Source organism: Rossellomorea yichunensis, assembly GCF_032337515.1.
In the GTDB taxonomy this organism is placed as follows: Bacteria; Bacillota; Bacilli; order Bacillales; family Bacillaceae_B; genus Rossellomorea; species Rossellomorea yichunensis.
In genome coordinates this window covers 108,096-123,511 of sequence record NZ_JAVYAD010000006.1, presented here as the reverse complement: position 1 = coordinate 123,511, position 15,416 = coordinate 108,096, and the positions used below count along the sequence as shown (strand labels likewise).

Sequence of the window (15,416 nt, the reverse complement as noted above, 5' to 3'; positions counted from 1 at the left end):
GCGCCTGATCTCTTGTAAATGAGTCAGGCGCTTTTGATTTGGAGCATCTTTTCATATAAATGAAAGGGTTTTCATACATCATTATAGAAGAATAGAAAGGGTGTGTATTAAATAAGGGGGATGAATAGATGAAAGCACTTATATCATTATCGAACAAAATCATGCAACGCTATCTGCCTGATCCATTTTTATTCGTTGTCATTTTAACACTGGCCGTATTTGGATTTGGTCTTATCTTCACTGAAAGTTCAAGCCTCGAGATGGTTCAATATTGGGGTAACGGATTCTGGAGCCTGCTTGCCTTTTCCATGCAGATGGTCCTTGTTCTTGTTACGGGGTATGTATTGGCAAGCAGTCCACTGTTTAAACGGTTCCTTGGTTTCCTGGCCTCATTTGCGAAGTCACCTGGTTCAGCGATTGTCATTGTTACTGTCGTTTCGATGATTGCCAGCTGGATCAACTGGGGCTTCGGGCTTGTAATCGGGGCATTATTTGCGAAAGAATTGGCAAAAAGGGTGAAAGGTGTCGATTACCGGTTGCTGATCGCCAGTGCTTATTCCGGATTTATCGTCTGGCATGCAGGGTTCTCGGGTTCCATTCCATTATCCGTTGCAACAGCCGATCATCCATTCCAGGATATGATCGGTGTCATCCCGACAAGCGAGACGATTTTCGCTACGTTCAATGTCCTGATTGTGTTAGCTCTATTTATCATTCTTCCGGTCATTAACAGGATGCTGATGCCGTCAAAAGAAGAAACTGTAACCGTAGATCCTGAAATCTTTAATGAAACTGCCGCCACTCTTGAAAAAGAGGCATTAACACCTGCTGAGCGTCTCGAAAACAGCATGATTTTATCCATTATTGTAGCCGTTCTCGGGATTGCGTTCCTATTTTCATATTTTGTTCAAAACGGTTTCGCCCTGAATTTAGATATCGTCAACTTTTTATTCTTATTCCTGGGCATTCTGTTTCACGGGACACCAAAGCGATTTCTTGCGGCTGTTCAGGAAGCGATCAAGGGAGCGAGCGGGATTGTCATTCAATTCCCATTCTACGCAGGAATCATGGGAATGATGACGGCATCTGGTCTTGCTGTCGTCATGTCCGAGGCTTTTGTATCGATTTCAAATGATGTGACCTTTTATTTCTTCGCCTTCCTCAGCGCAGGGATTGTGAACTTCTTTGTTCCTTCCGGGGGAGGACAATGGGCCGTCCAAGCTCCTATCATGCTTGATGCCGCTCAAACATTGGATGCTTCTGTAGCTAAGACCGCTATGGCTGTTGCTTGGGGGGACGCCTGGACAAATCTGATCCAGCCGTTCTGGGCATTGCCTGCTTTAGCAATTGCGGGATTAAAGGCGAAGGATATTATGGGTTACTGCGTCATTATCCTTGTCATTAGTGGAGTCGTCATTTCCCTTGGATTACTGTTCTTATAAAAAAACTATAAGTGCCTTAGAGTGTTTCGACTGTGCCATTAGAATCTCTAGGGAACTTTTCATATGACAATAAAAATAGGCTGACCTCCCGGGAGGAGATCAGCCGTTATGTATGGCGTTTCATTGTTTGTTTATTCTGGTCCCTATCGAGCGATTTCTCTTCTCTCCAGCTCCCCTTCTAACATCTCAATAAATTCTTCTTCCAATCCTTCTTCCTGTGCTAATTGATAGACATTAGCCAATTGCTCTTCCGTAAGTATCGTTAAAGATGTCATCGATTACAACTCCTGACTTACCAAGGTATGAATTCTTTATACCCTCTTTCATACTACTTAAACCCTATTATCAAAATAATTAATAAGTTTTTTAGGTAATAATCCCCCCTGAACCTCAGACTTTTTTACTTGAAATGTGAGAAATCAAAATGTTTTTCAGCTTATAATTGAAATTTTTTAAAATTTTAGTAAAATAGAGAGGTATTGAAAGATAGCGCTTTCTTTTTGTATACATACATTTACCAGATTTATCATTCGACATTTTATGTTTCACTTTCACACCGTTTGGGAAAAACAGCTAGGTAATGCATAATCTCCCTTGTGGGAACTTCTTATGGACAAATTTATATGTATGCATTAGAATGAATAATGTTTCATTTTCCGTTATAACTACATCTGAGGTGAATTTATGAATCGACAACATCGCTTTACATTAACAAGCCATTTACGATTTATCATTCCTTCCCTATTGGGAATTTTTCTTTTTATGGTTCCGATTCCACAGGAAGACGGGATCACGATACCAATCGCCATTCTTTCAGGACTATTACAGGACTGGATTGGAAGCTATGTACCTGCGATCATGACTGGGTTAATCATCCTTACCGTATTAGGGACTTTTATCACAAAGTTCGTACGACCGGCTTTTATTGAAAAATCCCCGTTTTTCACAAGCCTGTTCGATGTGAGACCTGTTTGGGTTTTTGTCAGAGTATTGGGTGCAGTGTTTGCCATCATGACTCTATTTAAATTAGGTCCTGAATGGGTCTGGTCAGACGCAACAGGTGGACTTTTATTAAATCCGGATGGACTTCTCACCATTCTATTCTCTGTATTTTTATTTGCCGGACTTTTTCTACCTTTATTATTAAATTTCGGTCTACTTGAATTATTCGGTGCTCTCTTAACGAAAGTGATGCGTCCCGTATTCGGTTTACCCGGGCGTTCTTCCATCGATTGTTTAGCCTCCTGGTTAGGAGATGGAACGATCGGGGTGCTACTGACAAGTAAGCAATATGAAGAAGGATACTATACAAAGAAGGAAGCAGCGATCATCGGTACGACATTCTCTGTTGTATCCATTACCTTCAGTTTGGTCGTCATTTCTGAGGTTGGTCTCGGAAAATACTTCATTCCTTTCTATATAACAGTAGCCATTTCAGGAATTATCGCAGCGATCGTGCTGCCACGAATCCCGCCATTATCCCGTAAGCCTGACACTTACTATAATGATCAAGAAGGCAAGAACACGATGGAAGTCATTCCAGAAGGCTACAGCCGCGTAGGTTATGGATACGAGCAAGCTCTTGTTCAAGCGAAGAATAACAATAGTACTTCTAAGTTTTTCGCTGATGGAATGAAGAATGTGTTGGATATGTGGATGGGGGTTGCACCTATCGTAATGGCGATCGGTACAACCGCGTTGATCGTAGCCGAGAATACAAAGTTCTTCGAATATATCGGTATGCCGCTAATTCCTTTACTGGAACTTCTTCAAATTCCAGAGGCAACAGAAGCGTCACGTTCGATCCTTGTCGGTTTTGCCGATATGTTCCTTCCAGCCATCTTTGGATCTGGAATTGAAAGTGAGCTGACACGCTTTGTGATTGCTTGTTTATCTGTAACACAATTGATCTACATGTCTGAAGTCGGGGGGCTGTTACTAGGTTCTAAGATCCCTGTTGATTTCAAGGACTTAGTGATTATCTTCTTACAGCGTACATTCTTGACTTTACTTGTGATTGTTGCGATTGCTCATATGATTTTTTGATGAAAGAAACCCAGGTTCGAATTCGAATCTGGGTATTTTGTTTCTTTGACCAGTGAACAAAACGTTGACCGTTCCTTTCATCTTATTCTTGTACTTTCATGTTCATTAACTCTTTTTCATCTATCCCCACAACCATTCCAAGCTAAGAACCCTATCGTCTTACGAATTCTGCCTTTTAATAGGTAAAGGCTGCATCGCAATGAGGCAGCCCTGAACTTCACTTATGTTTTACCGGTAAGGTAACTTCAACTTTTGTTCCCTTGTTCACTTCTGATTCAATGTGTATAGACCCTTTATGGTCTTCAATGATTTTTTGACTAATGGTCAGTCCGAGCCCCATTCCTTTTTCTTTCAAGGTAAAGAAGGGCTCTCCCAGTCTCTTTAATCGGTCAGGTGAAATTCCCACCCCTTGATCTTGAATCGAGATGATGATCGTTTCGTTCAGAACATTCCAGTTGACGCGAATTTCTCCTTCATCCATCGATTCGATTGCGTTTTTTATAATATTAATAAAGACTTGAACGCATTGATTCTTATCTCCAAATACGTGAATGGAGGACGAGGGTACTTGAACATTTAATGTGATCCCATTGAGGATCGTTTCATGCTCCATTACCTTGATTACATACTTTAACACTTCATTCATATCAAAGACCTGGTATTCCCTCATTTGTGGCTTTGATAAAATGAGTAATTCCCCGACGATTTGATTGATTCGATCTATCTCGGTAGACATGACGGTAAGGTAATGGTCGGATACATGCTCATTCTCTTCAAGCAGTTGAATGAAGCCCTTGATGCTCGTAAGGGGATTCCGGATTTCATGGGCGATTCCCGCCGCAAGCTCCCCGACCACAGATAATTTCTCTTTTCTTAATAGCATTTCTTCTGCTATTTTCTGCTGAGAAATATCCCTGCCGATGATGACTAGTCCCTTTCTTGTCTGGTTCGAATGAAATAACGGGACTTTTATGACATCAAAGGTCTTGTATTCACCGTTCGGAAGGTAGAATCCTTCTTCACATCTTGTTACCTTTTCTGCTTTCCAAGATTGTTCATCCGAGTCCACACAATAGTCGAAGGCGTCTTTAAAAAAGGGAACCAGCTCCCCTAATTCCCTGTCCGTCTTCCCTACATAATCAATTTTTTCAAGGTTATACAGTTTTCGGCCAAATTGATTGACCTTTAACCAGCGGCCCTGTCCATCCTTAAAGCACACAAAATCAGGCAGGGAATGGAGAAGGGTGGACAGCTGATTTTCTTCTTCCAGCAATTTTCGATGCTCTGCCAGAAAGATTTTCCCTTTAATTAATAAGCGTGCCAGGACCGTTACGCCTGCAATGGTAACCATAAGGGCAGCGATTACGTTCCATGGCTTGGCAATCAAGAGTAAAAAGATGAACTGTAAGACAAATAGAGCCATGAGGATCATTATTTTGTTATAAAAGGTATGTTTAATCATATGATTCATTTTCTCCATCATCCAAGTCACCCGTCCCACTCATACTTTTATTCGTTAAAATAAGTTAAATATATATGGACCGATTGAAGTAATATAGAACAAAATATAGATTCCCATAAAGTAAAAGGCACCTGCAAATGAACCCCAATCAGGGTCCCGCCCTACTTTCCAAATCACCCAAGTGATCACACTAATCAACATTAATAGTGCGTAGCCGCTTCCAGGAAACACCAAATACTCCGGTGCCACTTGGTAAAAATATGCGTTCATTGCATTGCTTGTGTAGCTGATCGGCATCAGCATAAAAATGATGATCGATGCATATTCAGCCCAGCTGATCCCGTCTTTTTCAAACGCGTTTGGTCTGAATATATACAATAAGATTAATAGAAAGAGTGATGGAAGCACCCAGTAAAAGGACGTCAATACCGTCACCAAGCTGCTGAACATCATGAGAACGCCGTTGTTAAGTGCCTCTTTCACTGATCTTTTCGACCAGCTTGTACTTTCTGAAACGACTTGATCGTTCTGAGATGCTCCGTATAGTTCATATGTACCACCATCATAATTAAACCAAACCAGTGTTTCGTCAGTTAATTGCACGGGTGAATATGTGACATGCTTGGTCGTACTAAGAGGAGAACCCTCCAGAATCCCCTGATCTTGAAAAGGAGCCGCATACAGGCTCATTGCACCGTTATCACCAATACGCTGTCCTTCTGAAGTGAACACCACGGATTCTTTCCCATCAACATCTACAAACTGTACCCCACCGGCACTCGCCAGCTTTTCTCCGGTATCTTTATTTACGAATTCAATTTTGTTCCCCGTTAACATCGATGATCCCAATTCCTGTAATGGAACCTGCACCTTGTATGTACTGTAGGAAAGCGTGCCTTGTGTACGTGATTTCTCATTGTATAGTAAGATGAGCCGCCCGTCTGTTACTTTAAACGTTAAACCTTCCACCTTTTTATTCGGTGCTGTATTTACTAGTAAAAAAGGCTTCTCACTTACTTCACGGTTTTCATTCATATAATAGACGAAATCATGAGTATCATCTTTTGCCACCTGAATGACAGCTTTTCCGTTTTCTCCTACGTGCACATCAGAAATTCCAGATGGAAAAGTGTAGACTTCCCTGGATGAACCTTCTTGCACATTATATTCATAGAGTTGTTCGTTACTCCAATAATAGATATGATTTGCGCTTGCTCCAAGACCCGTGATCTCTTTGGAAAGGATTTGATCCTTCTTGTCTTGGGTCGAAACTAGATTTCCATCTTTATAGTAGATGAATTCATTGCCATCGGTCCAAAATGGATAGCCTCTGGTAATAGTGGTGTCAATGACTCTTTCATCTGCTACTGTCATTTCATCATTGATTGTAAAGGCATGGATCTTCCCTTTACTTGATATGTATAGTTCCCCATTGTTTTGAAACACCTGTGGTCTCTCTTTTGATGTGTAGTCTAATGGGAGTGAACGGCTCCAATTTGGCTGAGGCAGTTCTCTCACTAACAATAGCTGGTGAAAGAACAAGGCAGCGATGAATAGAAGCATGATTCCTATAGGTATCCCAAATACTTTCAATTTTTCTCTCATCTGAATCCCCCTTATGTAAAATCCTTAGACTTCTGAATTTTAGCATAATTTATATAGGTTACCACCATTTTTTTCCACAAAAAAAGAGCTTGGTTTCCTTTATTCATTCTCTTTCAGTATAACATTTCCCTTCCAATTTACTATCAATTATTGTCATATTTTGTCGTATTTTTGTGTTTGAATAAAACATGGACCGTTCCTTTCCGCTCCAGGCACAAGATTCCCCGGGGAGGAAGTCGAGCCTCCTCGGGCTTTGCCCTGTGGGGTCTCGACCTTTCCTCTATTTCCCGCAGGAGTCAAGTGCCTTCCGCTACAATCCACTCTGTGCTTTTACATTATGACTCCCTAATGATAGACAAGCAAAAGAAGCCCCTTTTATAAATAGTTTGCTCCCAAAATAAACTATCTACAATGGAGTGCACCTGCTGTGAGATTCATCATTCTCAGTGTGTTTCCTTTTCAAAAAATAAAACCAAATACGTTTAAAAAGCAATCTCTTTTAAGTTAGATAGAGATTGAATTCCTTATGAGGAATAAAAAAGATCCCTAAGAAACTATCGCTTCTCAGGGATCATTCTGTTTACTTCGTTTTTAATTTTTCTAACATATCAGCTGTCATTTTGGCTAGGTCGTATTCTGCTTTGAAGCCCCATTCGTTCATGGCTGCGCTGGAATCGATGGCGTTCGGCCAGCTTTCGGCAATGGTTTGGCGAACTGGATCTACGCTATAATCCAGTTTAAAGTCCGGTTGGTGTACGCGGATTGCTTTTGCAATATCCTCAGGTGCTACGCTCATGGCAGATACATTGAAGGAATTACGGTGCTCAAGTTTTGAACCGTCCGCTTCCATAAGATCGATGATCGCATTAAGTGCATCCGGCATATACATCATATCCATATAGGTTCCTTCACCGATGTATGAAGTATACTGGTTATTCTTGATTGCTTCATAATAAATTTCTACTGCATAATCAGTCGTCCCGCCACCTGGCAGGGTTTCATATGAAATCAGACCTGGAAAACGCAGTCCTCTTGTATCAACTCCAAATTTAGTGAAGTAATAATCAGACAGAAGTTCTCCTGACACTTTGTTGACTCCGTACATGGTAGTAGGGCGCATGATGGTATCTTGAGGAGTCGAATCCTTTGGCGTTGATGGACCGAATGCTCCAATTGAACTTGGTGTGAAGAACTGACAATCCAATTCTCTTGCTGCTTCCAGGGCATTTACCAGTCCACCCATATTTAAATTCCAGGCAAGTAGCGGTTTTGCTTCAGCCGTTGCAGATAGTAGAGCTGCAAGGTGAATAATCGTATCCACTTTATTTGTTTTAGCGATATCAAACATTTTCCCGGCATCGGTCACGTCTAATTGCTCAAAAGGACCGTCCGTTACGACAGGACTGTCTGTTTCCCGGATATCTGTCGCAATGACATTATCAGAACCGTACACGGTACGAAGTTTATTGGTGAGCTCAGAACCGATTTGCCCCAAGGCACCCGTTACTAAAATCTTTTTCATCGTCTTTCCTCCTGCATTTTCCTATGGTGATAGAATGATTTCATGATTCATACAGATAGGGCTGACTTTTACAGCCAGACCCTATCTCGTTATTTATATAGGGGGATTAGATAATTCCCATTTCTTTACCGACTTTTTCATATGCTTTAATCGCTTGATCAAGCATGTCTTTCGTATGTGCTGCTGAAGGCATGTTTCTCACACGGCCTGTTCCTCTTGGTACGGTTGGGAACACGATGGATTTGGCATATACACCCTCTTCATACAGGCGTTTACTGAAGTCCTGGGTCGCCTGTTCTTCACCGATGATAACCGGAGTGATAGGTGTCTCACTGTTTCCGATGTCAAAGCCAAGCTTCGTCAGCTCTTCTTTCAGATAACGACTGTTTTCCCACATATTATCTTGAAGCTCTGTAGAGTTCATGATCAGGTCAAGTGCTTCTGTACAAGCCGTTACATCCGCGGGAGTCAAGGATGTAGAGAATAGGAATGGACGTGAGCGGACCTTTAACCAGTCGATCAGGTTCTGCGTTCCTGCCACATATCCACCTACTACGCCGATTGCCTTCGATAACGTACCCATTTGGAAGTCCACTTTGTCTGAGAGGCCAAAGTGCTTAACCGTTCCTGCACCTTTTCCAAGGACCCCGGAACCGTGAGCGTCATCTACATACGTCATGATATCAAATTCCTCAGCAATTTCAACGATTTCAGGAAGTTTACATACATCTCCATCCATTGAAAATACTCCGTCGGTGATGATCATGATTTTGTTGTATTGACCCGATTCCTTAGCTTCTTTTGCCTTCGCACGAAGATCTTCCATATCTGAGTGACCAAAACGGATAATCTTTGCTTTCGAAAGACGACAGCCATCAATAATCGATGCATGGTTCAATTCGTCAGAAAGGATAGCGTCATTTTTGTCCATAACCGCGGAAATCGCAGCCATATTACAGTTGAATCCTGACTGATAAGCAATGGCAGCTTCTGTCCCTTTAAACTTCGCAAGCTTCTCTTCAAGCTTCACGTGAAGATCAAGGGTTCCATTGATTGTACGGACGGCTCCGGCTCCTACACCGTATTCTTTGACTGCTTCAATCGCTACTTTTTTCAGTCGTTCATCCGTTGCAAGACCAAGATAATTATTAGAAGAAAGGTTCACAAGCTTCTTATCATTGATCGTAATCACCGGTCCGTTTGCACCTTGTAATGGATCGATCTCATTATATAAACCGCGTGATTTAAGGTCTTCAAGATTCTCCTGTAAAAAATGGTCTAATGTTTTACTAGTCATATACGTATCCTCCTGTTATGTAAGCGTTTTAAAAACAAATGTCCACTCCAAAAACACACTATTTATCAGTTGATTCTTTATAATTGCTAATGATTATTCTGATTCTTAGTTTAACATGTTTTTTTGTGATGGACAAAAATTATATTCAAATTCATCCTATCATTTAGTGTTCCCCTTATACTTAAAATACTTCAGACTTTTTTACAGCACGATATATGTTCTGCTATCTGGGAGTATTGAGCCCTTTATTTTAATTTCTTTTAAAGAAAAAGGATGAACAAATGACATCTCATTTGTTCATCCTCTGCTCTATTCCATGACGTTACGGTTGACCCTGTACTCCAGAATCGCCTCGTGGATCCTTCTTAATGCCAAGTCGATCCGCTCTTTTGGACAGGCGATATTCATTCTGACAAAGGTGTGCCCGCTCTGACCAAATTTAAAGCCCTCATCAAATTTCACTCTGGCCTTTTCTAAGAAAAATGTACACAACTCTTCACCTGTCATGCCTAATTCCGTACAATCCATCCATATGAGGTGTGTAGCCTGTGGGGTAATGCCTTTCAGCTCTGGAAGGTGTTGCTCTAAATAATTCAGTACATACTGTTTATTCTCTTCAAGCACCATTAATAGCTCATTAAGCCAAGGTTCACCTTCCTCATAAGCCGCAATCGTTCCTTCAATCCCAAACACATTCGGTCTCATCAGTCCATAGCCTGTAAGCTTTTCATTATACTTATCTCTCAGGTCTTTGTTCGGTATGAGCAGGATGGAGGTTTGAAGCCCAGCGATATTAAAGGTTTTACTTGGAGCCGCACATAGAATACTGCGCTCTACTAAGCTTTCATCCCCTTTAAACAGAGGAACGTGTTCATATCCTTTGTATACCAGGTCTCCATGCATTTCGTCTGAAATGATCCATAGGTCATGCCGTTTAGCGATCGAACCTATTTTCATTAATTCCTCACGCGTCCATACCCGTCCAACAGGATTATGAGGACTGCAAAGAATAAGAAGTTTCGTTCTGGGATGACGCGCCTTTTCTTCTAAATCATCAAAATCAATCGAGTATACTCCATCCTCATAAAGCAACGTATTTTTCATAACAGAGCAGCCATGGTTCTCGATCGTACTGTAAAAAGGATAATAAACGGGATCTTGAATGATTACACCGTCCCCTGGCTCCGTTAACACGGACAACAATACATTGATACCCGGAATGATTCCAGGGCTAAAGCTGATCCACTCTTTCTCTATTCCCATCTGGAAGCGCCTCTTCCACCATGAAATGACAGACTCAAAGTATCGATCACTAAATGTCGTATAACCGTATATGCCATGCTGAGCCTTGCGATTCATGGCTTCGAGAATGGCAGGCGACACTTGAAAGTCCATATCTGCAATGCACATAGGAATTACATCCTCGGCAGGAAACGACCATTTCACAGAGTGAGTGTTTGTTCTCTCGATGCAATCATTCCAATTCATATCCTACTACCCCTCTCACATATATCTGTCCTTACTTTATACTAGATTGAGGACAGGGTGAATACCTAATTTTAAAATCGGAATCCCCCTTACTTAAATTAGCTGAGTGTCATGTCCAGACTCTTCATACACTCACTACTTTTCAACGGTTTTCCCTTCCTTAGCCCTTCTGTTTATATGTTTCATTCCTTCCCGCTTACTTAACGGTGCCAGCTTTTCTGATTCGATGAATTGCTGAACCGCTTCCGGGTCCGTTTTTGAATACTCCCGGAGGGCCCAGCCGATTGCCTTCTGAATAAAAAATTCTTTTGATTCATTATGGAACAATATGTACCTGAACAAACGATCCTGATCTGTTTTTCCTTTATATTTCAATTGATGCAAAATAGAGATCCGATTCAACCACATATTATCGGAATGAATCCATTTCTCTAAGTGTGCGTCATCTTCTTCCGTTTGATAGATTTTCCCTACATGATTGGGAGCAATATGATCGATGGTGTCCCACCAGGATTTATCTGTGATTATTTCTTCCAAAAATGGCAGGTGGTCTTTCGTTAAATATCTGGATTGTTTGTCCAGAAGGGAAAGAGCGATATACTGACACTCCCTTTGCGGTTCAGACCAAAGACAACGAACAATGTCAGGCAATTCTTCTACCTGTGGTTTACCGTGTTCCTTCAGAAAGTCCCGTAATAAAGCAGTACGTTCCGGGGTCCTAATGCCAAAGAACTGAAATTGATTCCTCATATACGCTTCCATGGCTTCTCGATTTTCACTATTTTGATGCTGTTTTAACAGAGTGACGATTTTATCTGAATACTCATGCCCCATCCTTTTTCTCCCCTTTTTGATTTTGTTCTTCGCATTCAAAACAACTGCTTTTCCCATTCTCCTTTTGCACACCATTAAAGAAACCGTCTAAACAATAAAGAGGCTTCTGACAGATATAACAGTAGTCTACCAGCTCTTTCATTTCTTAAAAGGTTCTTTCCCACTAAATTGATCATCCAGTATATTCTCCAATCAAAACATCTCCCGTCTGCAGAGCTCTCATCATACTTCTTTAATATCGGGTAAAAAACCTTTTTTAAACAAAAAAAACAACCCTCAGCTTGCCAAAGGATTGTCTCTTTTTGTCATTTGTCTCATAAGGAAAAAGTGAAGGAGCTTTTTACTTTGAGGTAATGAAAATCCGACGATGGAGCCGAGTCCCAGTGCGATAATGACCGTCCCGATCCCGACAGGACCACCAAGTAACCAGCCGAAGAAGAACACAATGATCTCCATACCATTCCGTACCCACTGAACTTTCCAGCCCGTCTTTTCAACTACGAGCAGCATCAGGCTGTCACGGGGTCCCGCCCCCAAGTCAGCTGACACATATAGTCCGATACCGTACCCGATTACCACAATCCCAATAGCAAACACAATTGACTGTGCCAATAACGATTGAGGATCGGGAAGTACATAATTAAATAAATCTATGAAAATACCGATTAACAACATATTTATAAAGGCTCCGACTTTAGGAAATGACTTCGTTCCAATCCCCGTCACGAACAAGATGACAAAGCCCGCAATGATGGACCACGTACCAATCGTCAGTCCGAGCTGCTTAAATAGTCCATAATGAAACACATCCCAAGGTCCGATTCCAAGGTCTTTCCCTTTGATCGTCAAGCTTATGCCAAACGCAAGTACAAGGAGGCCTGTAAAGAAGAACGACCAACGTAATACAAATTCTCTATTCATGAAAATCCCTTCCTACACCATAGTCATTTCATTTATTACCCGGATAAATGTATCACAGAATAAGAAACAAAAAAATTTCATAAAACCTATGGGGTTGGTGGGGATAATTCAGTCACCCTCTGCACCCTATTTTTACATTTATTTTAAAACAACTGGATTAATTGTGATTTCGGCCGGATTATCGCCCGTTTCGGCTGGATTCACTAAGCTGCGCCTCGAAAAAAAGCAGATGTCACTTTGAACTCACTTAAAGTCGTTGATACATCATTAGAAACTATTGAAATTTTTTATACTCGATAGTTTCCAAGCTGAAAAAAGTATATTTCTCCATGAAATCAGATCAGCTACTCAAAGAAACAACCCTTCAACCAACTCAACGATTTCCCCGTCAGGCCCAAAATAAAAGACCACTTTCCAGCCATTTTCAAGTACAACAGGTCCCTCAACGGGTACTAACCCTTTCTCCTTTAATTGACCAACCTCCGTCTCCAAATCGATGACAGCCAAGGCAATATGAAGAAAAGTCCGCTTTGATCCGTTATCCTCCCCGGACTCTTCGATGAGCTCCAACCGACAATCATTCTTTTTCACAAATAGGATTCTCTCACTACCCCATTCGAAATACATTTCCTCTTCAAACCCAAAGTAAGATTGATAGAATTCCTTCGACCGCACTAAACTCTTTACATTCATCCCAATATGATGAAGTCTCATATCCATTCTCCTTACAAAATTACATTCATATCACCAAACTCATGCCATTTATAATTTTTTAACAGAGCAGTTTGATAGGCGTTCAATAGCTTCTTTTCCGAAATAAAAGCCTTTAATAGATCCAGATGGCTCGCTTCCGGTTCATGCAGCCCCGTAATGAGACCATCTACAAGTTTGAGAGGGGTATCCCCTGAAATATATAAGTTTGTTACCCCTTCAGAAGGCTTTAACTGTCCATATTGCGTCATGATGGTCTCAAGGGCACGAACGACTGTAGTGCCCACTGCAATGACCCGCTTACCACTACTCTTTGCCTTGAGAATTTGGTCCACTGTCCCTGAACCTACATGGTATTCTTCCGGATGATTTTTCGGTGTCGGCCAGCGATCATCCCCGTAATAGCTCAAGCCTGCATGAAGCTGTATGAACACGATTTCAATTCCTTTCTGCTTCAAGGATTGTATCAACTTCCAAGAAAAGGCCCTTCCGGCAGATGTCATTTCCACAGACCCAGGGACTGATCCGTATACGGTTTGGTAGCAATCAAGCGGCCATGGTAAATCAATATATTCGTAACGGATCGGTTCTCCGTTTCTGTAAATAAAATCAAAAAGCTCAACACCACTTCTGTTGAATTTCAATTGCACCAGTGGTTTTTCACTTCCTTCACCCACCATGCTGGCAAGGACTTCCTCTGAAAAACAAATCGGTTCCCCCGCTTGATAAAAGTCTCCTATGATAAGCGCATCCCAACAGTTATCATCTACTTTTCTGGATAAACGAACTTCGAGCTGCCTGTTTCCTTGCTTCCCTTTTAGAGAGGCAGGAATGGTCCGGCTGTTGTTTAAAACTAGTACATCCCCCTTATTTAAAAACTCGGGTAACTGCTTGAATTGGGTATGATCACAGTTCCCGGTTTCACGGTTCAACACCATTAGTTTCACTTCGTCTCTCTCGAATCCTCGAAGCTCAATGGGAGTCGATGCGTTTAAGTGGGAAGGGATATCAAAGGTCTTAGCCAGTTCATTCATTTCCCCCACCTCGATTCCACTGAAATTCCTGTGCTTCAAATCGATTCCCATTCTCGTTTTCTGCTGCGTCGGAAGCAAGATATAAAAAAACGTCAAGGTGATCATGGGGACCCGCAAGTGGATAATCACATTCCGGAACAGCCTTGTCGTGCATGTCCGTATCCATTTCCCCTGGATCGACCATATTCACCCTCACCCCCGTATCACTTAGCTCGTCGGCCCATGTTTGAGTCAATCCTTCGACGGCAAATTTTGAAATTCCGTATGCTCCCCACTCCGCAAAGCCTGTTTTACCCGCTTCTGACGTTAAGTTAATAATTGAACCTTTCCCCCTGCTGATCATTCCTGGAAGGACTCTTTTCGTTACTAAAAATGGGTTCATTGCATTGATTCTTAGTACCTCAAGAAATTCTTCTTCAGGATAATCAGCCAGCAAACGCGGACCAGGTCCAAAAACGGATGCGTTGTTAAAAAGAACATCGACTCTTCCCAGTACCTCCTCCGTTACAGAAACAAAACGATCAACATCCCGGGAATCAGAAACATCCGCTTCCAAAGCTACCACTTCTGCCCCTAACGCTTTCAATTCTTTCTCAGCCTCCTGAAGGGGTCCATCCGTTCGTGCACAGATCGCAAGCTTTGCTCCTTCCTTGGCAAATTGTACGGCAAGGGCCCTACCCAACCCTTTTGAAGCACCTGTTATCATGACCACTTTATTTTTCAACATCTTCATTTCCCCTTTCCAACTCTTATTACTTACAGTTTATGAAAAATCTCCTTTCGACAAATCGTCTATAAGTGGTCATGGAGAATAGAAAATTAGAAGGAGCAGATTATCAGCCTTTTGATGTAGTTTCATAAAAACACGAACATTGACACTGGAAATATGATTTACATTCGTGTTATAATCAAATTGAAAATAAATAGAGCAGTGACTGGCGAAAATGTGGAATCAACCACAAGGGAGCTGCGAATCTTATAAATCATGAGCCATTAGCCGTTCGCCTGGGCAGAAGGCAAGGGGGATACCCTTGTCTTCTTTTACTATAATCAG

Annotated in this window: 13 protein-coding genes and 1 riboswitch; of the genes, 2 read left to right on the top strand and 11 right to left on the bottom strand. The window is 41.6% G+C overall.

Features of this window, described 5'->3' with window-relative positions:
• The first annotated feature begins 128 nt into the window (after positions 1-128).
• Complete coding sequence (locus tag RSX31_RS16880; RefSeq protein WP_315635259.1) at positions 129-1,442, top strand: short-chain fatty acid transporter; 1,314 nt, start codon at positions 129-131, stop codon at positions 1,440-1,442.
• 143 nt (positions 1,443-1,585) lie between these two features.
• Here RSX31_RS16880 and sda read toward each other — a convergent pair whose 3' ends face one another.
• On the bottom strand, positions 1,586-1,717 hold the full coding sequence (gene sda, locus RSX31_RS16875) for a sporulation histidine kinase inhibitor Sda (protein ID WP_113969300.1): 132 nt from the start codon (positions 1,715-1,717) through the stop codon (positions 1,586-1,588).
• Between the two features lie 409 nt (positions 1,718-2,126).
• On the opposite strand from sda, the gene RSX31_RS16870 reads away from it, so the two are divergent.
• Positions 2,127-3,488 carry a YjiH family protein gene (locus tag RSX31_RS16870; RefSeq protein WP_148970634.1) on the top strand — a complete coding sequence of 454 codons (1,362 nt, stop codon included), beginning with the start codon at positions 2,127-2,129 and terminating at the stop codon, positions 3,486-3,488.
• 217 nt (positions 3,489-3,705) lie between these two features.
• On the opposite strand, the gene RSX31_RS16865 is transcribed toward RSX31_RS16870, so the two are convergent.
• From RSX31_RS16865 to RSX31_RS16820, 10 genes are all read right to left on the bottom strand, one after another.
• Positions 3,706-4,968, bottom strand: coding sequence for an ATP-binding protein (locus tag RSX31_RS16865; protein WP_262372003.1), 1,263 nt, complete (start codon positions 4,966-4,968; stop codon positions 3,706-3,708).
• A gap of 36 nt (positions 4,969-5,004) precedes the next feature.
• Positions 5,005-6,555 (bottom strand): hypothetical protein, encoded by a 1,551-nt coding sequence (locus RSX31_RS16860; RefSeq protein WP_148996293.1) that lies wholly within the window; start codon positions 6,553-6,555, stop codon positions 5,005-5,007.
• Between the two features lie 580 nt (positions 6,556-7,135).
• Positions 7,136-8,077, bottom strand: a complete 942-nt coding sequence (locus tag RSX31_RS16855; RefSeq protein WP_148996292.1) for an L-threonine 3-dehydrogenase — start codon at positions 8,075-8,077, stop codon at positions 7,136-7,138.
• Between the two features lie 106 nt (positions 8,078-8,183).
• A complete protein-coding gene (locus RSX31_RS16850; protein ID WP_315635258.1) occupies positions 8,184-9,374 on the bottom strand; it encodes a glycine C-acetyltransferase in 1,191 nt (396 codons plus the stop codon).
• A 309-nt stretch (positions 9,375-9,683) separates the two neighbouring features.
• Positions 9,684-10,862, bottom strand: a complete 1,179-nt coding sequence (locus RSX31_RS16845; protein WP_315635257.1) for a MalY/PatB family protein — start codon at positions 10,860-10,862, stop codon at positions 9,684-9,686.
• 135 nt (positions 10,863-10,997) lie between these two features.
• Positions 10,998-11,696 carry a DNA alkylation repair protein gene (locus RSX31_RS16840; protein ID WP_315635256.1) on the bottom strand — a complete coding sequence of 233 codons (699 nt, stop codon included), beginning with the start codon at positions 11,694-11,696 and terminating at the stop codon, positions 10,998-11,000.
• A 276-nt stretch (positions 11,697-11,972) separates the two neighbouring features.
• The gene (locus RSX31_RS16835) at positions 11,973-12,617 is read right to left on the bottom strand and encodes a YczE/YyaS/YitT family protein (RefSeq protein WP_148970626.1); all 645 of its coding nucleotides are present in this window, start codon (positions 12,615-12,617) and stop codon (positions 11,973-11,975) included.
• Between the two features lie 348 nt (positions 12,618-12,965).
• Positions 12,966-13,331 (bottom strand): VOC family protein, encoded by a 366-nt coding sequence (locus tag RSX31_RS16830; RefSeq protein WP_315635255.1) that lies wholly within the window; start codon positions 13,329-13,331, stop codon positions 12,966-12,968.
• Between the two features lie 11 nt (positions 13,332-13,342).
• The gene (locus tag RSX31_RS16825; protein WP_262372001.1) at positions 13,343-14,413 is read right to left on the bottom strand and encodes an S-adenosylmethionine:tRNA ribosyltransferase-isomerase; all 1,071 of its coding nucleotides are present in this window, start codon (positions 14,411-14,413) and stop codon (positions 13,343-13,345) included.
• Complete coding sequence (locus tag RSX31_RS16820; protein WP_315635254.1) at positions 14,355-15,089, bottom strand: SDR family NAD(P)-dependent oxidoreductase; 735 nt, start codon at positions 15,087-15,089, stop codon at positions 14,355-14,357. Before RSX31_RS16820 ends, RSX31_RS16825 begins: the two co-directional genes overlap by 59 nt.
• Before the next feature lie 194 nt (positions 15,090-15,283).
• A riboswitch (ZMP/ZTP riboswitch) is annotated at positions 15,284-15,380 on the top strand.
• Positions 15,381-15,416 lie beyond the last annotated feature (36 nt).